The organism is Ensifer sp. BR816, from assembly GCF_000378985.1.
GTDB lineage: Bacteria > Pseudomonadota > Alphaproteobacteria > Rhizobiales > Rhizobiaceae > Sinorhizobium.
Map to the genome: position 1 here is coordinate 5491186 of NZ_KB905370.1, position 21153 is coordinate 5512338.

General features: G+C 62.0%; 21 protein-coding genes. 17 read left to right on the plus strand and 4 right to left on the minus strand.

From position 1 onward, the window contains the following. Positions 1 to 7 precede the first annotated feature (7 nt). From clpA to RHIBR816_RS0126475, 3 genes are all read left to right on the plus strand, one after another. Positions 8 to 2500, plus strand: coding sequence for an ATP-dependent Clp protease ATP-binding subunit ClpA (clpA, locus tag RHIBR816_RS0126465; RefSeq protein WP_018239609.1), 2493 nt, complete (start codon positions 8 to 10; stop codon positions 2498 to 2500). 88 nt (positions 2501 to 2588) lie between these two features. After that, the gene (locus RHIBR816_RS0126470; protein ID WP_018239610.1) at positions 2589 to 3326 is read left to right on the plus strand and encodes an AzlC family ABC transporter permease; all 738 of its coding nucleotides are present in this window, start codon (positions 2589 to 2591) and stop codon (positions 3324 to 3326) included. Further along, positions 3323 to 3667 carry an AzlD domain-containing protein gene (locus RHIBR816_RS0126475; RefSeq protein ID WP_018239611.1) on the plus strand — a complete coding sequence of 115 codons (345 nt, stop codon included), beginning with the start codon at positions 3323 to 3325 and terminating at the stop codon, positions 3665 to 3667. The genes RHIBR816_RS0126470 and RHIBR816_RS0126475 overlap by 4 nt, the downstream gene beginning before the upstream one ends. 12 nt (positions 3668 to 3679) lie before the next feature. Here the strand turns inward: RHIBR816_RS0126475 and RHIBR816_RS0126480 are convergent, their stop codons facing one another. The 4 genes from RHIBR816_RS0126480 to RHIBR816_RS0126495 are packed head-to-tail and all read right to left on the minus strand — an operon-like array spanning position 3680 to position 6543. After that, the gene (locus tag RHIBR816_RS0126480) at positions 3680 to 4099 is read right to left on the minus strand and encodes an HIT family protein (protein WP_018239612.1); all 420 of its coding nucleotides are present in this window, start codon (positions 4097 to 4099) and stop codon (positions 3680 to 3682) included. A gap of 45 nt (positions 4100 to 4144) precedes the next feature. Next, a complete protein-coding gene (locus RHIBR816_RS0126485) occupies positions 4145 to 5332 on the minus strand; it encodes a GNAT family N-acetyltransferase (RefSeq protein WP_018239613.1) in 1188 nt (395 codons plus the stop codon). A 4-nt stretch (positions 5333 to 5336) separates the two neighbouring features. Continuing rightward, the gene (locus tag RHIBR816_RS0126490; protein WP_018239614.1) at positions 5337 to 6062 is read right to left on the minus strand and encodes a glycerophosphodiester phosphodiesterase; all 726 of its coding nucleotides are present in this window, start codon (positions 6060 to 6062) and stop codon (positions 5337 to 5339) included. Between the two features lie 13 nt (positions 6063 to 6075). Next, positions 6076 to 6543, minus strand: coding sequence for a RidA family protein (locus RHIBR816_RS0126495; protein ID WP_018239615.1), 468 nt, complete (start codon positions 6541 to 6543; stop codon positions 6076 to 6078). Between the two features lie 136 nt (positions 6544 to 6679). On the opposite strand from RHIBR816_RS0126495, the gene RHIBR816_RS0126500 reads away from it, so the two are divergent. The 14 genes from RHIBR816_RS0126500 (at position 6680) to lpxB (ending at position 21127) form a co-directional block, all read left to right on the plus strand. Then, a complete protein-coding gene (locus RHIBR816_RS0126500) occupies positions 6680 to 7501 on the plus strand; it encodes a cell envelope integrity EipB family protein (protein WP_018239616.1) in 822 nt (273 codons plus the stop codon). A gap of 233 nt (positions 7502 to 7734) precedes the next feature. Further along, entirely contained in the window at positions 7735 to 8502 is a 768-nt protein-coding gene (gene rpsB / locus RHIBR816_RS0126505; protein WP_018239617.1) for a 30S ribosomal protein S2, read from the plus strand. Positions 8503 to 8756: 254 nt separating this feature from the next. Beyond that, positions 8757 to 9680, plus strand: coding sequence for a translation elongation factor Ts (gene tsf, locus RHIBR816_RS0126510; RefSeq protein ID WP_026187453.1), 924 nt, complete (start codon positions 8757 to 8759; stop codon positions 9678 to 9680). A 192-nt stretch (positions 9681 to 9872) separates the two neighbouring features. Further along, positions 9873 to 10595 (plus strand): UMP kinase, encoded by a 723-nt coding sequence (pyrH, locus tag RHIBR816_RS0126515; protein ID WP_026187454.1) that lies wholly within the window; start codon positions 9873 to 9875, stop codon positions 10593 to 10595. 54 nt (positions 10596 to 10649) lie between these two features. After that, on the plus strand, positions 10650 to 11210 hold the full coding sequence (frr, locus tag RHIBR816_RS0126520) for a ribosome recycling factor (protein ID WP_018239620.1): 561 nt from the start codon (positions 10650 to 10652) through the stop codon (positions 11208 to 11210). Positions 11211 to 11246: 36 nt separating this feature from the next. Beyond that, positions 11247 to 11990 (plus strand): isoprenyl transferase, encoded by a 744-nt coding sequence (locus tag RHIBR816_RS0126525; RefSeq protein WP_018239621.1) that lies wholly within the window; start codon positions 11247 to 11249, stop codon positions 11988 to 11990. After that, a complete protein-coding gene (locus tag RHIBR816_RS0126530) occupies positions 11990 to 12823 on the plus strand; it encodes a phosphatidate cytidylyltransferase (protein ID WP_018239622.1) in 834 nt (277 codons plus the stop codon). The genes RHIBR816_RS0126525 and RHIBR816_RS0126530 overlap by 1 nt, the downstream gene beginning before the upstream one ends. A gap of 140 nt (positions 12824 to 12963) precedes the next feature. Then, positions 12964 to 14088 carry an RIP metalloprotease RseP gene (gene rseP, locus RHIBR816_RS0126535; protein WP_018239623.1) on the plus strand — a complete coding sequence of 375 codons (1125 nt, stop codon included), beginning with the start codon at positions 12964 to 12966 and terminating at the stop codon, positions 14086 to 14088. A 251-nt stretch (positions 14089 to 14339) separates the two neighbouring features. Beyond that, a complete protein-coding gene (bamA, locus tag RHIBR816_RS0126540; protein ID WP_026187455.1) occupies positions 14340 to 16673 on the plus strand; it encodes an outer membrane protein assembly factor BamA in 2334 nt (777 codons plus the stop codon). Positions 16674 to 16716: 43 nt separating this feature from the next. Further along, positions 16717 to 17781 (plus strand): UDP-3-O-(3-hydroxymyristoyl)glucosamine N-acyltransferase, encoded by a 1065-nt coding sequence (gene lpxD / locus RHIBR816_RS0126545; protein WP_018239625.1) that lies wholly within the window; start codon positions 16717 to 16719, stop codon positions 17779 to 17781. Continuing rightward, on the plus strand, positions 17774 to 18238 hold the full coding sequence (gene fabZ / locus RHIBR816_RS0126550) for a 3-hydroxyacyl-ACP dehydratase FabZ (RefSeq protein ID WP_012707899.1): 465 nt from the start codon (positions 17774 to 17776) through the stop codon (positions 18236 to 18238). The genes lpxD and fabZ overlap by 8 nt, the downstream gene beginning before the upstream one ends. After that, on the plus strand, positions 18235 to 19053 hold the full coding sequence (gene lpxA / locus RHIBR816_RS0126555; protein ID WP_198294184.1) for an acyl-ACP--UDP-N-acetylglucosamine O-acyltransferase: 819 nt from the start codon (positions 18235 to 18237) through the stop codon (positions 19051 to 19053). Before fabZ ends, lpxA begins: the two co-directional genes overlap by 4 nt. 5 nt (positions 19054 to 19058) lie before the next feature. After that, a complete protein-coding gene (locus RHIBR816_RS0126560; RefSeq protein ID WP_018239627.1) occupies positions 19059 to 19940 on the plus strand; it encodes an LpxI family protein in 882 nt (293 codons plus the stop codon). Beyond that, entirely contained in the window at positions 19937 to 21127 is a 1191-nt protein-coding gene (gene lpxB / locus RHIBR816_RS0126565; protein ID WP_026187456.1) for a lipid-A-disaccharide synthase, read from the plus strand. The genes RHIBR816_RS0126560 and lpxB overlap by 4 nt, the downstream gene beginning before the upstream one ends. Positions 21128 to 21153: the final 26 nt, after the last annotated feature.

Genomic DNA, 21153 nt, shown 5'->3' on the forward strand with positions numbered 1-21153 from the left:
ACCTAACGTGCCAACATTTTCGCCCAGCCTCGAAAAGGCGCTGCATCAGGCACTGACTTTTGCCAACGAGCGCCATCATGAATATGCGACGCTCGAGCATCTGCTGCTGGCATTGATCGACGATGCCGATGCGGCCGCTGTGATGGGCGCATGCAATGTGAATCTCGAAACGCTTCGCAAGACCGTGACGGATTATGTCGACAACGAATTGTCCAATCTGATCACTGGCTATGATGAAGACTCCAAGCCGACTGCCGGCTTCCAGCGCGTCATCCAGCGTGCCGTCATTCATGTGCAATCGTCCGGCCGCGAAGAGGTGACAGGCGCCAATGTGCTCGTCGCGATCTTCGCCGAGCGCGAGAGCCATGCGGCCTATTTCCTGCAGGAACAGGAAATGACGCGCTACGACGCGGTGAATTTCATCTCGCACGGCATCGGCAAGCGCCCCGGCAGTTCGGAGTCGCGGCAGGTGCGGGGCGCAGAGGACCAGGAGTCGGAACAGAAGGCGCCACGCGAGAGCGAGGAAGCCGGCCCGAAAAAGCAGCAAGATGCGTTGACAGCCTACTGCGTCAATCTGAATGAAAAGGCCAAATCCGGGAAGATCGATCCACTGATCGGTCGGCACGCCGAGGTGAACCGGACCATCCAGGTGCTTTGCCGCAGGTCCAAGAACAACCCGCTCTATGTCGGGGATCCCGGCGTCGGCAAGACGGCGATCGCCGAGGGGCTGGCCAAGCGCATCGTCGAGAAGCAGGTGCCGGAAGCGCTTCAGGACGCGACCATCTTCGCGCTCGACATGGGAACGCTACTTGCCGGCACGCGCTATCGCGGCGACTTCGAAGAGCGCCTGAAGCAGGTCGTCAAGGAACTCGAGGAATATCCCGGTGCCGTTCTCTTCATAGATGAGATTCATACGGTGATCGGCGCGGGCGCGACATCGGGCGGTGCGATGGATGCATCCAACCTCCTGAAACCTGCGCTCTCTTCCGGCTCGATCCGCTGCATCGGTTCGACCACCTACAAGGAGTATCGGCAGTTCTTCGAGAAGGACCGGGCGCTTGTCCGCCGTTTTCAGAAGATCGACGTCAATGAACCGACCGTCGCCGACGCGATCGAGATCATGCGGGGACTGAAGCCCTATTTCGAGGAGTATCACCACCTCAAATATTCGAACGAGGCGATCAGGGCGGCGGTCGAGCTTTCGGCGCGCTACATCAACGACCGCAAGCTGCCGGATAAAGCGATCGACGTCATCGACGAGTCGGGTGCGGCACAGATGCTGCTGCCGGTCAGCAAGCGCCGCAAGCTGATCACCGAACGGGAGATCGAGGCGACGGTCGCCACCATGGCACGCATTCCGCCGAAGTCGGTTTCCAAGGACGACGAGGCCGTTCTCGCCAATCTCGACAAGGAACTGCGTTCGGTCGTCTATGGTCAGGATCTGGCAATCGAGGCACTCGCCTCGTCGATCAAGCTGGCACGCGCTGGCCTTCGCGAGCCGAACAAGCCGATCGGTTGCTACGTGTTCACCGGCCCGACCGGCGTCGGCAAGACGGAAGTGGCGAAACAGCTGGCGACGTCGCTCGGCGTCGAACTGCTGCGCTTCGACATGTCGGAATATATGGAGCGGCATACGGTTTCCCGTCTGCTCGGCGCACCTCCCGGCTATGTCGGATTTGACCAGGGCGGGCTCCTGACCGACGGCGTCGACCAGCATCCGCACTGCGTGCTGTTGCTCGACGAGATCGAGAAGGCCCATCCGGACCTCTTCAACATCCTTCTGCAGGTGATGGATCACGGATCGCTGACCGACCACAACGGCAAGAAGATCGACTTCCGCAACGTCATCCTGATCATGACGACCAATGCGGGTGCCTCCGACATGGCGCGGCCGGCAATCGGCTTCGGCTCGTCGAAGCGCACCGGTGAGGATGTCGAGGCGCTGAACCGCCTGTTCACACCGGAATTCCGCAACCGCCTGGATGCGGTGATCCCGTTCAACTCGCTGCCGACGCCTGTCATCCACCAGGTCGTGCAGAAATTCGTCATGCAGCTTGAGACGCAGCTCGCCGAGCGCAACGTCACCTTCGACCTCGCGCCGGAGGCGATCGCCTGGCTTGCGGACAAGGGCTATGACGAAAAGATGGGCGCACGGCCGCTGGCCCGCGTCATCCAGGAAAACATCAAGAAGCCGCTCGCCGACGAAATCCTCTTCGGCAAGCTCAAGAAGGGCGGCGTCGTCAAGGTGACGATCGGTATGAAGGAGGACGGCACCAAGGGGTTGGTCCTCGACGCCGTGCCGGAGACGGCTCCGATCAAGCCGAAGGCGGAAGTGTCGCGGCCTGGCAAGAACGCCAAGCCGAAGAAGTCGGAAGAGAAGGAAACCGTTGCCGTCGAGGCCGGTTCGAAATCGAAGCCGAAGAAGGCGGCTGCCAAAGCCGCGTCAGATTCGGCTCCGTTGAAGGGAAAAACGGTTCCCAAGGTCCCGCGCAAGAAATAGCGCAATCGCGAACTTCGCTTGACGGTGCCGGGTGGCTTCACCCGGCACCGTCTTGTTGAGCAGGACGCTCCCATTCCGCGTGATTTCAATGGATGATGTCGAAGACGAACGGTCAACGCTTGCCTGGTTTCTGACCGGAGCACGTGGGATTTTCAGCCTGCCGGCCGTCATCCTGATGCTGTCCTTCGTCGGTTTCTGCGCCCTGACCGTTCAGGCCGGCATCCCGCCGGAGCAGGTTGTCTTCATGACGGGCATCGTCTGGGCTTTGCCTGCGAAGGTCATTCTCGTCAGTTCGATCCTGAGCGGCGCAAGCCTCGCGACGGCCTTCCTCGCCGTTACCCTCTCGTCCGTCCGTCTTATGCCGATGGTCGCGGCGCTCGTTCCGGAACTGCGCGGTTCGAAAACGCCGACCTGGCTGCTCCTCTTGCTTTCGCATTTCGTGGCGATCACGGCCTGGGTTTTTGCGATGGAGCGGGTGCCACAGGTGCCGCGCAACCATCGTGTCGCGTTCTTCGCCGGCTTCGGCATCACGCTTGTCGCGGCGAACATGGTGCTGGTCGGCGTCGTCTACCACCTTGTCGCCGAGTTTCCGCCGCTGGTGGCGGGCTGCCTCTTTTTCCTGACACCGGTCTATTTTCTCACCTCGATCTGGCACTCTGCCCGACACCCGGTCATCTACGTGGCGCTTGCGTTCGGCCTCGTCGCCGGCCCGCTGTTTTACTGGATCGCCCCGGAATTCGACATCCTGCTGGCCGGGATCGGCGGCGGGACGCTTGCCTGGGGGGCTGAGCGCATCTGGCGTTCGCGGCGGGAGGCAGCCCCATGACCTCTACGGACGGATGGTGGGCCTATGCCTTCATAGCGATCGCCGGCTGGCTTGCCACCGATCTCTGGCGCTGGCTCGGCGTGCTTGCCGGCAAGCGGCTTCGCGAAGATTCGGAGGCTTTGAACTGGGTGAGGGCGGTCGCTACCGCTCTAGTCGCCGCAGTGATCGCGAAGCTCATCCTCTATCCGACCGGGGTATTGGCGCAGTCACCGCTATGGCTGCGGCTCGGCGCCGTCGCTGTCGGCGCCATCGCCTTCTTTCTCGCCCGGCAGAAGCCCGTGGCAGGCATTGCGACGGCGATCGCCGTTCTCGCCATCGGCCTCTGGTGGCTGGGTTTCTGACAGGCAGGACGCTCAAAGCGCCCGCCGTATCTTTTCCGCATTCGCTGCCAGAACCTCGCCATCTTCCATCGTGCCGGAATGCGGCTTCAGCGGAGTGCCTTCTCGGCGCGGAATCACATGGAAATGCAGATGGAACACCGACTGGCCGGCCGGTGCCTCGTTGAACTGCATGATCGTCACGCCGTCCGCGTCGAAGGCATCCTTCGCCGCAATCGCGATCTTCTGCACCGCGGCGATCAGCGCCGGCAGGGTGGTAGCGTCCGCGTCGAGGATGTTGCGCGACGGCGCCTTCGGCAGCACGAGCACGTGTCCTTCCGCCTGCGGCATGACGTCCATGAACGCCACCGTCGCCTCGTCCTCGTAGACCCGATGCGAAGGAATTTCGCCACGCAGGATCTTGGCGAAGATATTGTTGGTGTCATAGGCGCTCATGTCTTCTCCTTTTGTAGGGTCGCCGCGGGCGATGTCCGCTGTCGGTCAATCTTGTTGGCGCTCACCCTTGCGGAACGGCCCGTGCTCCGCAAGGAATTCGCCGGTCTCTTCCACGTCGCGGCGCTCCTGCTCGAGGTAGTCCGCGACCGCCCTTTTCAAGCCCGGATGGGTGATGAAATGCGCTGAGTGGGTCGTCACCGGCATGTAGCCGCGCGCCAACTTGTGCTCGCCCTGCGCGCCCGCTTCGACGCGTTTCAACCCCTTGGCAAGCGTGAAGTCGATGGCCTGGTGATAGCAGACTTCGAAATGCAGGAACGGGTGGTCCTCGATGCAGCCCCAATGTCGCCCGTAGAGCGCATCGCCGCCGATGAAATTGATCGCGCCGGCGATATACCGGCCGCCGCGCTTGGCCATGACCAGCAGAATGTCGTCTGCCATCCGCTCGCCGACCAGCGAATAGAAAGCGCGGGTCAGATACGGCCGGCCCCATTTGCGCCCGCCGGTATCCATGTAGAAGGCAAAAAATTCGTCCCAAATCGCTTCGGTGAGATCGCTGCCGGTCAGCCAGTCGATGGTGATCCCGTTCTCGACGGCTACCCGACGCTCCTTCTTCAGCGCCTTGCGTTTCCGCGATGCGAGCGTGGCGAGGAAGTCGTCATGTGAGCCATAGCCTTCATTCAAGAAATGGAACTGCTGGTCGGTCCGGTGCAGAAATCCGGAGCGCTCGAAAATCGGCATCTCCTCGACCGGCACGAAGGTGACGTGGGCGGAGGACACGCCGTGCCGGCGCGACAGTTCCTTGAGGCCGGCGGCAAGCGACTCCTGCACCGGCAGCGGATCGCCGCCCGCGGCGCTGAGCAGGCGCGGGCCGGTCACGGGCGTGAACGGCACGGAACATTGCAGTTTCGGATAATAGCGGCCGCCGGCGCGCTCGAAGGCATTCGCCCAACCGTGGTCGAAGACGTATTCGCCTTGGCTGTGGTTCTTCATGTAGCAGACGAGGGCGCCGCGCAGGAAACCATCCGCGTCCTCCAACAGCAGGTGCTGTCCGAGCCAGCCCGTCTCCGCCGTCGCCGAACCGGACTCCTCGAGTGCCGACAGGTAGGCGTGCGACAGGAAGGGATTGTAGGGCGCGCTGGAATGGGACTTCGAGGCGCCAGCGAGCCTGTTCCAGCTCGCCGGCGGGATCGAAGAGAACGAATGCTCTATGCGGATGTTGATCGCGTCTGACATGCGCTTAGGAAATCATGGTCTCCCTTGGATCGAAACCCTCGAACGTCATCTGATCGGCATGGGCGAAGGTGTGTTCCTGCGCCGGCCCGTCGCGCACCGTCCAGGTGATGACGGTGCGGCCAAGGGCGCGTTCCTTTGTTATGAAAGCATTCGGAAGGTCGCCATGGAAATAGGAGATGAAGTCGAGGCCGAGTTGCATGGCTTCGTCGTGCTCGAAGAAGGTCTCCGGGTTGATCCCTCCGGCGGTGAGGCCGAGCGGATAGGGTGCGTCGAGATCTTTCAGATCCTTGAGCAGCCAATGATCGAAGCTCATCAGCGCCACATGCCCCCTGTAACCTTCGAGCGTGTCGAGCACGGCGGCCGCAAAGCCTTCGTCATCGCCCCTTCGGCCTTTGAGTTCAATGACAATCGGAACGCGGCCATCGACGAGGCGAAGCATCTGCGTGAGCGTCGGCACCTTGTCCTTAGTGCCGCCGATCGACAGCAGTCCAAGTTCGGCTGCAGTCTTCGCCCGGACGTCCCCGCTGATCCCGCAGAGGCGCTGCAGGTCGTGGTCGTGGAAGACGACCGGAACGCTGTCGGCGGTGAACTGGAGATCGCATTCGATCGCAAAGCCCGCCGCTGCGGCGCGGGCGAAGGCCGAAAGCGTGTTTTCCCAGACCTTTCGGTTCATGTCGTGATAGCCGCGATGGGCGATCGGCTGGGCTTTGAGCCAGGAAGTGTCCTTCATGGAGAGTTCCCGATCAGGCGATTTCGAGGATGGCGTCGATTTCGACGGCCGCGTTGAACGGCAGGGAGGCCATGCCGACCGCGGCGCGCGCATGCTTGCCGGCCTCGCCGAGCACATTGGCAAGGAGGTTCGACGCGCCGTTGATGACGAGGTGTTGCTCGGTAAATTCCGGAACGGAGGCGACGAAGCCGTTGATCTTCACGAGACGGCGAATGCGTCCGAGGTCGCCGCCAAGGGCGGCCTTGGCCTGGGCCAGGATGTTGATCGCGCAGAGCTCGGCAGCGCGCTGGGCGGCCGCGACGTCGACATCCTTGCCGACATGGCCGGTCACCGCGACCTTGCCGCCTTCCATGGGCAACTGACCGGAGATGTAGAGCGTCGAGCCGGTGATGGCATAGGGCACGTAGTTTGCGACCGGTGCGACCGCCTGTGGAATGACGATGCCAAGTTCGTTGAGACGCGTTTCGATCTCTGCGGACATGGGGGGCTCCCTTGTTGTCTTTTGTGATAAAATCCTGCATCCAAAACAGGATCGTGACAGGCACGGACCGGATTTGCCTCGCTTCTGCCGAATGTTTGTTTATCCCATTGCCGGCGAGTCCAACAGGAGGAAACGGATGTTTCGTAAAGGCTTCGGTCTTCTCACTCTGGGGAGCGCCTGCCTCGCGGCTATGACCGTCGCGGGTGTTGCACATGCGAGCGCCCTGGCGCCGCATCGCGCTGTCTATGATCTTGAACTGAAGAATGCCTCCGATCGTTCCGGCATTACCGGCATGTACGGACGCATGGTCTATGAGTTCAACGGCTCGGCCTGCGAGGGATATACGGTGAGCTTCCGCTTCGTCACCCAGGTCGACACCGGCGAGGATGTGCGCCTGACCGATCAGCAGACGACGACTTACGAGGACTTGAAGAACAGGAGCTTCCGCTTCCTCACCCGTTCCTTCACTGACGAGAAGCTTGACAAGGAGGTGCGCGGAAACGCCCATGACGACAAGTCCGGTGTCAAGGTCGAACTCACGGCGCCGGACAAGCGCGAAGTGGCCCTGGCCCAAAGCCGATTCCCGACCGAGCATATGCTGGAAGTGATCGAGCGAGCCAAGCGCGGCGACTCATTCTTCGAATCGCGCATCTTCGATGGTTCCGATTCGGGCGACAAGACGTTGATCACCTCGAGTTTCGTCGGCAAGCCCCGCAAACCAACCCCCGACGACGCGGACGCCGGCAAGGCGGGGAAGCTGGCTGGCGAAAGCTATTGGCCGGTGACGATATCCTACTTCAACGACGAGGCCAGCGGCGACGCCCTGCCGATCTACCGCATGTCCTTCAAGCTCTATGAGAACGGCGTCACGCGCGACCTGACGATGGACTATGGAGACTTCGTGCTGAGCGGCAAGCTTTCCAACCTCGAAGTCTTCAACGCCGAAGAGTGCAAGTAGCGCTGTCGCCCGAAAGTGTGCTGCGGTCCTGGGACGACGGCGCGTCACGCCTTGGACAGCACTAAAAATCAGACTTCCCGTCTTGATTTATCGGGCGGTTGCGGCTAAGGGGCTGGCCATTCCACACGTGAGGCATGGGATTTTCCGGGAGAAATCCGGATTGTTCCGCCGGTGGGCGCATCAAGATGCGCTCGACGCCTTGCGGAGGTTCAACCGGAAAAGGAGAAAAAGGCATGGCATTGCCTGACTTTACCATGCGCCAGCTTCTCGAAGCAGGCGTGCACTTCGGTCACCAGACGCACCGCTGGAACCCGAAGATGAAGCCGTACATCTTCGGCGATCGTAACAACGTTCACATCATCGACCTCGCCCAGACCGTTCCGATGCTGTCGCGCGCCCTGCAGGTCGTCAGCGACACTGTTGCCAATGGCGGTCGCGTGCTCTTCGTCGGCACCAAGCGTCAGGCTTCCGAGATTATCGCTGACGCTGCCAAGCGCTCGGCCCAGTACTACATCAACGCCCGCTGGCTCGGCGGCATGATGACCAACTGGAAGACGATCTCGAACTCCATCCAGCGCCTGCGCAAGCTCGACGAAATCCTCGCTTCCGAAGCCTCCGGCTTCACGAAGAAGGAGCGCCTGAACCTCGAGCGTGAGCGCGAGAAGCTGAACCGCGCCCTCGGCGGTATCCGCGACATGGGCGGCACGCCGGACCTGATGTTCATCATCGACACCAACAAGGAATCGATCGCGATCGAAGAAGCCAAGCGCCTTGGCATTCCGGTCGTCGCCGTCATCGACTCCAATTGCGATCCGGACCAGATCGACTATCCGATTCCCGGCAATGACGACGCATCGCGTGCGGTCGCTCTCTATTGCGACCTCATCGCTCGTGCCGCCATCGACGGTATTGCCCGCCAGCAGGGCGCTTCGGGCCGTGATCTCGGCGCAGCCGTAGAGGCTCCGGTCGAACCGGCTCTCGACGAATCGTCCGAAGCCTGATCGGGCGGACGGCGGCCGACAATTGGCTGCCGCACCCACGAAATATCGGGACGAGGCCGTTTGTGATGAAAATCTGAACGGCCTTGTTCATTTCAGCAAGGAATGGCGCGGCCGGGCCGACCCTTTGCCCGCGCAAGCATCGCGATGACGGCGTCATAACGATGTCACACTGAAGGGCCATTCCCTGCCAAACCTTCTGGCACGGCGCCACTCAATGCTTGGCGCGCCAGCGAAACAGACAAAGAGGCAACAAGATGACTGTTACTGCCGCAATGGTGAAGGATCTGCGCGAAAAGACCGGCGCAGGCATGATGGATTGCAAGAAGGCCCTTGCCGAGACCAACGGCGATATGGAAGCCGCCATCGACTGGCTGCGCGCCAAGGGTATTGCGAAGGCCGACAAGAAGTCCGGCCGTACGGCTGCCGAAGGCCTCATCGGCATCGCCAGCTCCGGCAACAAGGCCGTTGTCGTCGAAATCAACTCGGAAACTGACTTCGTTGCCCGTAACGATGCGTTCCAGGACCTCGTCCGCGGCATCGCCAATGTCGCGCTGGGCACGGCAGGCACCGTAGAGGCCGTTGCCGCGGCGACCTATCCGGCGACCGGAAAATCCGTCGAGGAATCGGTCAAGGACGCGATCGCTACGATCGGTGAAAACATGACGCTGCGCCGCGCCGCCTTGCTCAAGGTCGAGGATGGCGTTGTCGCCACCTACATCCACAATGCCGCCGGTGACGGTATCGGCAAGCTTGGCGTGCTGGTCGCCCTGAAGTCGACCGGCGACAAGGAAGCGCTGAACGCGATCGGCCGTCAGGTTGCGATGCACGTCGCCGCGACCAACCCGCTCGCCGTTCGTCCGAGCGAGATCGACCCGGCCGTTGCCGAGCGTGAGCGCAACGTGTTCATCGAGCAGTCGCGCGCTTCGGGCAAGCCGGACAACATCATCGAGAAGATGGTCGACGGCCGCATGCGCAAGTTCTTCGAGGAAGTCGCCCTGCTGTCGCAGGCCTTCGTGATGAACCCCGACCAGACGGTCGAGGCAGCCATCAAGGATGCAGAAAAGACCGTCGGTGCGCCGATCGAGGTGGCCGGCATCGCGCGCCTGCTGCTCGGCGAAGGCGTTCAGAAGGAAGAATCCGATTTCGCGGCGGAAGTTGCAGCAGCCGCAAAGGGTTGATTTCTTCATCCCGATTGGGAAAAACTGGGGGCATCGCGTGACAACGCGGTGCCCTTCGTGTATCCGGCATGCGTTATTGCGGCCGACCCGCCGGGGCGGTGCCTGGGGCGGTTGATACCACGCAAGACGATCTGTCCTCATGCCGCTGTGCGCGTCTCTCGCGCATGCGCGCCGATCTGCTCAGGAGTGATGATGTCGGCCAAGCCAATCTACAAGCGCGTTCTTCTCAAAGCCTCCGGTGAAGCCTTGATGGGAAGCCAGGGCTTCGGCATTGATGTGGCCGTGGCCGACCGGATCGCCTCCGACATCGCCGAAGCGAGAGCCATGGGCGTCGAAGTCGGAGTCGTCGTCGGCGGCGGCAATATTTTCCGCGGCGTGGCGGTCGCCTCCAAGGGCGGCGACCGGGTGACCGGCGATCACATGGGCATGCTGGCGACCGTCATCAATGCGCTTGCGCTCGCGACCTCGCTGCGCAAGCTGGATATCGATACGGTCGTGCTGTCGGCGATCGCAATGCCGGAGATCTGCGAGAGTTTCTCGCAGCGCGCGACGCTCTATCATCTTTCCCTCGGTCGCGTCGTGATTTTCGCCGGGGGAACCGGCAACCCGTTTTTCACGACGGATTCCGCGGCGGCGCTGCGGGCGGCGGAAATGGGCGCCGAGGCAATCTTCAAGGGGACGCAGGTCGACGGCATCTATTCCGCCGATCCGAAGAAAGACCCGTCGGCGACGCGCTTCGATAGCCTGACCCACAGCGAGGTCCTCGAGAAGGGGCTTGCCGTCATGGATGTTGCCGCCGTGGCCCTGGCGCGTGAAAATGCCATTCCGATCGTCGTATTCTCGATCCATGAGAAGGGCGGCTTCGCGGACATATTGACCGGTGGCGGTCGGGCCACCATCGTATCGGATAATTGATAATCTGCAGGGGTCCCCGAACGGCCCTCGATATGAAGAATGGGAGTCTGAACCATGAGTGAAGGTGTGGATCTGAAGGAATTGAAGCGCCGCATGGACGGAGCGATCGCTGCATTCAAGCACGACATCGCATCCCTCCGTACCGGTCGCGCATCCGCGAACGTTTTGGATCCGGTGACCGTCGAAGCTTACGGTTCGCGCATGCCGCTGAACCAGGTCGCGAACATCACCGTTCCGGAAGCGCGGATGCTGTCGGTTTCGGTCTGGGATAAGTCCATGGTCGGTGCCGTGGATCGGGCGATACGGGAATCCAACCTTGGTCTCAACCCGATCATCGACGGGCAGAACCTGCGCATTCCCTTGCCGGAACTGAACGAGGAGCGCCGCAAGTCCTTGGTCAAGGTCGCGCATGACTATGCGGAAAAGAGCAAGGTGGCGGCCCGCCATGTCCGCCGTGATGGTATGGATGGCCTGAAAAAAGCCGAAAAGGATGGTGAGATCGGCCAGGACGAGAGCCGTGCTCAGTCCGAACGGGTACAAAAGATGACCGACGAGGTGATTTCCGAGATCGACCGCTTGCTCGCGGAGAAGGAAAAGGAAATCATGCAGGTCTGACCGCGGAAAATCGAGTCTCTAGTTTCGGACAGGCCCATGCCAGAATTCGTTCCCACAAACGTGCCGGCTCACGTCGCCATCATCATGGACGGCAACGGTCGTTGGGCGAATGCGCGCGGACTGCCCCGGACCATGGGACACCGCAAGGGCGTCGAGGCGGTGCGTGGCGCGGTCAAGGCGGCCGCGGAGCTCGGCATCCGCTATCTGACCCTCTTCGCATTCTCCTCCGAGAACTGGGCAAGGCCGGAAGATGAGGTCAGCGACCTCATGGGCTTGCTCAAGGCCTTCATCAGGCGGGATCTCGCCGACCTTCATCGCGAGAATGTCCGTATCCGCGTCATCGGCGACCGTGCCAATTTGAAAGGCGACATCCTGCCTCTCCTGATCGAGGCCGAGGAGACGACGGTCGCCAACACCGGGATCACCCTGGTGATCGCCTTCAACTACGGCGCGCGCGACGAATTGGCGCGAGCGATGCGGCGTCTGGCGGAAGACGTGGCAGCCGGTCGCCTCCGTCCGAATGACATCACCGTCCACCGGATCGCGGCGTCGCTCGACACGGCAGGCATTCCCGACCCCGATCTCATTCTTCGAACGAGCGGCGAGGAGCGCCTTTCCAACTTTCTGCTTTGGCAGGGGGCCTATTCCGAATTGCTGTTCGTTCCCGAACTTTGGCCGGATTTCACGCGCGATACCTTCATCGCCGCACTCGAAAAATACGCCTCCCGCGAACGCCGATTCGGCGGGCTGTCACAACCGACTCTGGCGGTCGGGTCCTGATGCAGAGAGAACTCAAACTTCGCATCGCTTCGGGCATCGTGCTCGCGGCGATAGCCCTCGGTGCCACATGGGCGGGTGGCTTCGCCTTCCAGCTTCTGTCTGTCGCGATCGGCTTGCTCGTCTATTACGAATGGTCGACGATCACGAGGCTTGTCGAGCGGGATTTTCAGGGCAATGCCGTGGGATGGCTTTCGCAGGTCGTGATCGCGGCGTTCGTGCTCATGGACTACATGTCGTACAGCCTGCCGGTGCTCGCCGCCGGCTTTGTCCTTTCCGCTCTCTGGGTACTCATTAAAAGGACGAGTTGGTGGCTGCCGGCGGGCGTCGCCTATGCCGGACTGACGAGCATATCGCTGGCGGCCATCCGTGGTGCCGATTACCTGGGCCTGATCGCGATGCTCTTCGTGTTTGCCGTCGTATGGGGAACGGATATCTTCGCCTATTTCATCGGGCGCGCGGTTGGCGGTCCGAAACTGGCCCCGGCGATTTCGCCCGGCAAGACCTGGTCGGGGGCGATTGGTGGCGCCGTTTGCGGCGTCGTTGCGGGCGTTGCCGTCTTCATGGCCCATTTCTCGCTCGACGACGCGCGTATTCCGATCGTGGCGCTGTTGCTTTCTGTCGCAAGCCAGGTCGGTGACCTCTTCGAATCCTTCGTGAAGCGTCGCTTCGGCGTGAAGGACTCGAGCCAGCTTATCCCGGGGCACGGCGGCGTTATGGACCGGGTCGACGGCTTGATCTTCGCCGCGGTCGCCGCGCTGCTTCTGGTTCTGGTTCAGATCCTGCTCGGCGACGGACGGAACGGGGCCTTTGCCTCGCTCCTGCTTGGCCTGTAACCCGGAGTTCGCCTCACACTTTTGTCATCGCGCCGGCTGCTGCTGCATAGTTCCTTAAACACCAGTAGAAATAAGGGTAAGATCGCGCGGCATTCCGAAGTCTGACGGCGGCGACAACAGCGGATGCGATAGGAATCGATATGAGCCTTCTGCTTGACAATCTGCAATACACCATTCCCACCTTCCTGTTCCTCCTGACCTTGCTGGTCTTCGTCCATGAGATGGGGCACTATCTCGTAGGCCGTTGGTCCGGCATCCGCATCGTCGCCTTCTCCGTTGGCTTCGGCCCGGAACTCTTTGGCTGGACGGATCGCCATGGAACGAGGTGGAAGTTCTGCGCGATCCCGCTCGGCGGATATGTGAAATTCTTCGGCGACGAGGATGCGGCGAGCACGCCCGACTACAGCCGGCTGGAAACGATAAGGCCGGAAGAGCGCGCCCGCACCTTCCTCGGCGCCAAGCTGTGGAAACGGGCGGCCACCGTTGCGGCGGGTCCGATTGCCAACTTCCTCTTGGCGATCGCCATCTTTGCGGTTCTCTTTTCGATCTACGGCCGCGCGGTCGCCGACCCCGTGGTCGCCTTCGTGGCGCCTGGGAGTGCGGCCGAAAAGGCGGGCGTCCTGCCGGGCGACCGATTGATTTCGATCGATGGAAAGCCGATCTCCACCTTTGACGACGTTCGCCGTTACGTCAGTGTTCGCCCCGAGCTCCCGATCAAAGTTCGCATCGAGCGCGCCGGCGCCGCCGTCGACATCGACATGGTGCCGCAACGCACCGAATCCGTCGACCCGCTCGGCAACAAGGTCGAAGAAGGAAAGATCGGCATCGGTACGAATCAGGAGGCGGGCAATTTCCGCGTCGAGACCTACGGGCCGCTCGAGGCGGTCGGGCAGGGTGCGCTGCAGAGTTGGCGGATTGTCACCGGAACGTTCGACTATTTGTCGAATCTCGTCGTCGGCCGCATGAATGCCGATCAGGTGGGCGGGCCGATCCGCATCGCGCAGATGTCCGGGCAGATGGCAAAGCTCGGCATTGCCGAAGTGCTCAACTTCGCAGCAGTCCTCTCGGTTTCAATAGGATTGCTTAACCTCATGCCGGTTCCGGTTCTTGATGGCGGCCATCTCATGTTCTATGCGGTCGAGGCGCTGCGCGGCAAACCGGTCGGCCCGGCTGCCCAGGAACTCGCATTCCGGATCGGCTTCGCCATGGTGCTCATGCTCACGGTCTTTGCCGCCTGGAACGACATCAACTGGCTGTTCGGTTAGGACTTGCCGGCGCTGAGCGGGGGATCCGAACTTTCGGAAAAGCTGTGAACGATTGAGCTTCACAAGCTTGCTTTGCAACGATTTGTTTACGATAACGCAACGCCGTAGTGGCTGTTAAGCCACGGTTCGAATTGAAGTAAACAGAAATTAACGAGCTGGCTTGCTTGTATGGGAAAAGCGGGTAAAACGGCAACCGTGACCGGAGTCGGTACGAAATTGCCGCGGGACGTTGGAAAAAGGTAAGAATTGCAATGAAAGCTGGTTCAAGGTTTTTGAACGCGGTGTCGGCGTTTGCGCTGTCGGCAAGCATGGTTGCCACGGGAACCGGTGCGGCACTGGTTGCGAGCACATCGGTCGCCCAGGCCGCGGTCATCAGCCGTGTTGAAGTGCGTGGTGCTACGCGTGTCAGCCCGGAAACCGTTCGCGCGAACATAACGATCGTCCCCGGCAAGAGCTTCAGCAATGCGGATATCGACGCTTCGGTGAAGCGCCTTTACGCAACCGGCTATTTCTCCGATGTCAGCATCAGTGTCTCCGGCGGCACGCTCGTCGTGAACGTCAGCGAGAACCAGCTCGTCAACCAGGTCGTCTTCAACGGAAACCGCAAGATCAAGGACGACAAGCTCCAGGGTGTCGTTCGCACGCAGCCGCTCGGCCCTTATAGTGAAGCGACGGTCGAGACCGATATCCAGGCCATCAAGGACGCCTATGCCGCGATCGGCCGCAGCGACGTGACTGTGACGACGCAGGTCGTTCCGATCGCCGAAGGGCGCGTCAACCTTGCCTTCGTCATCAACGAGGGCGAGCGCACGAAGATCACGCAGATCAATTTTGTCGGCAACGAGGCTTACAGCGACGGTCGCCTGCAGTCGGTGATCGCGACCAAGGAATCCGGAATCTTTTCGTTCCTGACGCGCAAGGACGTCTACAATCCCGACAAGCTCCGCGCCGACGAAGAATTGCTGCGGCAGTTCTACTACAACCGCGGCTATGCTGACTTCAACGTCATCTCGTCCGAAGCGGCGCTCAACGAGGCGACCAACGAATACACCGTGACGATCACCGTCGAGGAAGGGCCGCGCTACGACTTCGGCTCGGTCAATGTCGAATCGACTGTCGAGGGCATCAATGCCGAGGAACTGAAGGGTCTCGTTCAGAGCCGCGAAGGCTCCGTCTACAAGGCCAAGGACATCCAGGACACGATGAGCGCGATCTCCAAGCGTGTCGCCTCGGCGGGCTATCCCTTCGCCCGCGTGACGCCGCGCGGCAACCGCGACCTGGCAAACCACACGATCGCCGTCGACTATCTCGTCGATCAGGGCGAGCGTGCCTATGTCGAGCGCATCGAGATCCGCGGAAACACCCGCACGCGCGACTATGTCATTCGTCGCGAATTCGATGTCGGCGAAGGCGATGCCTTCAACCAGGAAATGATCGCGCGCGCCAAGCGCCGGCTTGAGGCCCTTGGATATTTCTCGACGGTCAACATCACGACGGCGCCGGGCAGCGCTGCTGACCGCGTCATCGTCATTGTCGATGTTCAGGACCAGTCGACGGGCTCGTTCGGCATCGGTGCCGGCTATTCGGCCGGCAGCGGCGGCGGCTTCCTCGTTGAAGCCTCGATCGAGGAAAAGAACTTCCTTGGCCGCGGTCAGTATATCCGTCTCGCCGCCGGCAAGGGCGAAGACAGCCAGACCTACAATGTGTCGTTCACGGAGCCGTATTTCCTGGGCTATCGCCTCGCCGCGGGCTTCGACCTCTTCAAGAACGAGAACGACTTCGACGACGATAACTACAGCTACAACGACCAGGGCTTCAGCCTGCGCGTCACCGCGCCGATCACTGAGAACCTGTCGACGACGCTGCGTTACAACTATACGGAACTCGAGTATTTCGGCGACAAGGATGAACTTTCATCGCCTTACGACCGCGTGATCGACGGCAGCCCGTGGACGCGCTCGTCGGTATCGCAGTCGGTCACCTACAACACGCTGGATGACGCCCAGTTGCCGCACGAGGGCATCCTCGCATCGGTGACGCAGGAGTTTGCCGGCCTTGGCGGCACGTCCGATTTCTACAAGCTTACGGGTAAGGCCAAGTGGTACTACACGGTCAACGACGAAGCGGACATCATCGCCTCGCTCGCCGGTAGCGCGGGCCACCTGTTCAAGACCTCGGGCTCGATGGAGGTCTTCGACCAGTTCCAGCTGGGCAGCAACGACATCCGTGGCTTCGAGCGCAACGGTATCGGTCCGCGCGTCAACAATGGCGATGCGCTCGGCGGCACGACCTATTTCACCGCCTCGGCCGAGGCCTCGTTCCCGCTTCCCGGTATCCCGCGTGACAGCGGCTTCCGTGGTGCCTTCTTCGTCGATGCGGGCACGCTCTACGGCAACGACGTGGCGCTGACCGGAGCAGGTGAGTTCGCCCGCGGCACGGATGCCTCCTTGCGGGCTTCCGTCGGCGTCAGCCTGATCTGGGCTTCGCCGTTCGGCCCGCTTCGCGTCGATTACGCAGTCCCGGTTGCAAAGGAAGACTTCGACGAGGTCCAGAACTTCAAGTTTGGTATCAACTCGTCGTTCTGATAAGTGCAGTCCAGAACTGCCAGGAAATCGTTCTGGAGTGTCCATGGAACAGAACTGGTTTTTTCCGCCCCATCAAGGGATTCGTCTGGGTGACCTCGCGGATCGGATTGGGGCGGAACTTTCTGATGCCAGCGTAGCCGACCGTGCCATCCACGCGGTGGCACCGGTCTATCGCGCCAAGCCCGGCGACGTTTGCTACATGCTTTCGCGCAAGAGCCGGGATGAGTTGGAGAGCTGTCAGGCCTCCGCGATCATCTGCGACAAGGCGATTGCATCGATCGTTCCGAGTCACGTCCCCGTTCTGCTGACCCAGAAGCCGCACACTGCATTCGCGCTCGCCGGCGCGTTGTTGCATGGCGAGGCGCTGCGTCCGTCGTACAACATGAGCAGCCGGGGCATTGCGGCAGGAGCCTTTATCGACCCGACCGCCCGCCTCGAGGACGGCGTCGAGGTCGAGCCGACGGCCGTCATCGGTGCCGGTGCGGAGATCGGCAGCGGGACGCGGATCGCGGCCGGCGCGGTCATCGGGCCCCATGTCCGGATCGGCAGGGATTGCACGATCTCGGCTGGTGCCAGCATCCTCTGCGCGCTGGTCGGCAACAATGTCATCATTCATCCGGGCGCGCGCATCGGTCAGGACGGTTTCGGCTATGCTCCTGGTCCCAAGGGCGGAATGATCAAGATCGTGCAGGTCGGCCGCGTGATCATCCAGGATCATGTGGAAATCGGCGCCAACACCACCGTCGATCGCGGCACCATGGACGATACGGTGATCGGCGAAGGCACGAAGATCGACAATCTTGTCCAGATTGGCCACAACGTCCGCATCGGCCGCTATTGCGGCATCGTCAGCCAGGTCGGCATCGCCGGCAGCGCGCGCATTGGCGACGGCGTGATGATCGGCGGCAATGCCGGTGTCAACGGACATACCACAATCGGAGATGGAGCGCAGATCGCCGCGATGAGCGGTGTGGCGAGCGATGTGCCTGCGGGCGAGCGGTACGGCGGAATTCCAGCGCGGCCGATGCGCGACTTCCTGCGCGAGGTCGCCGAAATCGCGATGCGTTCAAGCGAAAGGCACAAGAAAAAAGGTGGCAAGGATGAATGACGCTGCGACAGTTCTCGGTACGGCGGACCTTCAGGAGATCCTGAGACTTCTTCCCCACCGCTATCCGTTCTTGCTCGTCGACCGCATCATCGAGATCGATGACGACAATTCGGCGATCGGCATCAAGAACGTAACGGCGAACGAGCCGCATTTCACCGGACATTTCCCCGAAAAGCCGATCATGCCGGGTGTGCTGCTGATCGAGGGCATGGCCCAGACGGCGGGCGCCATCTGCGCGCGCAAGACGGGTATCGGCAGCAACCTCGTCTATTTCATGACGATTGACAACGCACGGTTCCGCAAGCCCGTCGTGCCCGGTGATCGCGTCGAATTCCACGTCACGAAGCAGAAGCAGCGGGGCAATATCTGGAAATTTCACTGTGATGCAAAAGTTGACGGGCAACTTGTCGCGGAAGCTGATATCGGCGCGATGATTGTCAGCAAGGAAGACGCCTGAAAATGATTGCATCAAGTGCCAAGATCCATCCGGCGTCTGTTGTCGAAGACGGAGCGGTGGTCGGCGAGAACGTCAAGGTCGGCCCGTTTTGCCACGTCGGGCCGAACGTCGTTCTAGGCGACGATATCGAACTGCTGAGCCATGTCGTCGTGATCGGGCGCACGACGATCGGCAAGGGCACCAAGATCTTCCCCGGTGCGGTCATCGGCGGCGATTCCCAGAGCGTGCATCACAGCGCCGTCGATACGACTCTCGTTATCGGTGAAAATTGCACGATCCGCGAAGGCGTGACGATGAACACCGGCACCGTCGAGCATGGTGGGACGACCACCGTCGGCAACAACAACCTGTTCCTTGCCTATTCGCATGTCGCGCATGATTGCCGGCTCGGAAACAATATCATCCTGTCGAACAACGTGATGCTCGCCGGGCATGTGACCGTCGAGGATCGCGCCATTCTCGGCGGCGGCTCGGCCGTTCATCAGTTCACCCGGGTCGGCAAGCAGGCCTTCATTGGCGGGCTGTCTGCCGTCAGCTACGACGTCATTCCCTATGGCATGCTCAACGGCAATCCGGGTGTGCTGAGCGGGCTCAATGTCGTCGGCATGACGCGCGCCGGCTTTGATCGTCCGGTCATTCACGCGGTGCGTCGCTGCTACAAGCAGATCTTCGAGGGACCGGAATCGGTCCGTGCCAACGCAGCCGCAATCCGCAACGAATATCTCGACTGCCCGCCGGCAGTGGAGATTCTCGATTTCATCGCCGCGGACAGCGACCGCGCGCTGTCGTCGCCCAACCGCGGCAGCAAGGGTTGAGAGCCATGGCGGCTCCGCGCCTGCCGCGTTCCGGCGGCAGGCTTGCCATAATCGCCGGCGCCGGAGCGTTGCCGCACCATGTTGCCGAGGCGGCTCGAGGGCAGGGCGAAGACCCGTTCATCATTGCGCTTTCGCGTGAGGCTGATGCCGACTGGAGCGGCTTCGACCACTCCACTTTGGCCATTGGCGATTTCGCCGCGATCAGCAGAACCTTTGAGGCGGAGGGAATCGATCGGGTCGTGCTCTCCGGCGCGGTGCGGCGGCGGCCGGATTGGCGTGACATCCGACCGACATTGAGAACGCTCGCAAAAGTGCCGAGCGTCCTGCGCACGCTGGTTTCCGGCGGCGACGACGCGGTGTTGCGCATGGCCATGGACCTGATCGAAGCCAGTGGCGCCCGGGTGATTGGCGCCCACGAGGTCGTTCCCGGCCTGCTCGCGGATGCCGGTCCTATCGGAGAACTAGCGCCGACGGACGAGGACCGCCGTGACATCGAGGCGGGCATCGCTGCCGCCAACGCGCTGGGGGCGCTTGACGTTGGCCAGGGGGCGGTCGCCGTCGGGGGCAGAGTGATCGCTCTGGAGGGTGCCGAGGGAACGGACGCAATGCTGGCGCGGGTCGCCGAATTGAAAGCGGACGGTCGCGTGTCGAGACGCCGCCGTGGGGTCCTCGTCAAGCTCTGCAAGCCGCAGCAGGACGAGCGCGCAGATCTGCCGTCGATCGGGCCTTCGACCGTGGCCGGCGCCGAGGCGGCAGGGCTGGCCGGCATTGCCGTCGAGGCCGGGCGCGCGCTCGTCCTCGAGCGGTCGACGGTCGTCGAAACGGCGAATCGATGCGGCCTTTTCGTCCTTGGGATCGAGCGCAATGCTCGGGAGCGGCCGTGGTGACAGAGCGGACGTATCGGTTGGCGATCATAGCCGGGGAGGTTTCCGGAGATCTGCTCGGCGCGGATCTCGTGCGTGCACTTCGAGGCAGGATCGACGGGGCGATCGAACTCGTCGGCATCGGTGGCGATGCGCTCGAGGCCGAGGGGCTCACGTCGCTCTTCGATTACTCGGAATTGTCGATCATGGGGTTCTCGCAGGTTCTCGCGCGCCTGCCGAAGCTTCTTCTGCGTATCCGCCAGACCGCCCGTGCCATCGTGGCGGCGCGTCCGGATGCCCTCGTCATCATCGACAGCCCCGACTTTACCCACCGCGTCGCGCGAATGGTTCGCGCCGCCCTGCCTGAGCTACCGGTCATCGACTATGTCTGCCCGAGCGTCTGGGCCTGGAAGCCCGAGCGAGCGCCGCGCATGCTCGGCTATGTCGATCATGTCCTTGCCGTCCTTCCTTTCGAGCCGGAAGTGATGCTGAAGCTCGGCGGTCCGCCGACCACCTATGTCGGCCACCGGCTGGCCTCGGACACCAACGTGCTGGCGGTCCGGGAACGCCGCCGCCAGAGGCTGCAGATGGAGCAGGGGGGCGCGACCAGGACCTGTCTGCTTCTCCCGGGCTCGCGCGGCAGCGAAGTAAGCCGCCTGCTGCCGGTCTTCGGCGAAGCCGTCGTGGAACTTGCGGCACGCAATCCGGGCACGCGTTTCCTTATGCCGACCGTGCCGCGTCAGGAGAGACGGGTGCGCGACTTGACGGCGTCCTGGAAGGTCCAGCCTGAGATAACCGTTGATGCGGAAATGAAGTGGCGGGCCTTTGTCGAGGCAGATATGGCGATCGCCGCGTCGGGCACGGTCATCCTCGAACTGGCTCTGGCGGGCGTTCCGGTAGTCTCGACCTATCGCGCGGACTGGCTCGTGACGCTTCTTCATGAAAAGATCCGGATCTGGACGGCGGCGCTGCCGAACCTCATCGCAGATTTTCCGATCGTTCCCGAATATTTCAACAAGGCCATTCGGCCGGGGACGCTGGTGCGCTGGTTCGAAAGGCTTTCGCGCGACACGCCGCAGCGCGCCGCCATGCTGGACGGCTTCGCGATCGTGGAACAGCGCATGGCGACCGATCGGCCACCCGGCGAGAAAGCGGCGGAAATTGTCCTCGGTTATCTCTATCTCCAAAGCAAAGAGCCCGGCCATTCCTGACCGGGCTCTTTCAATGGGCACTTGCG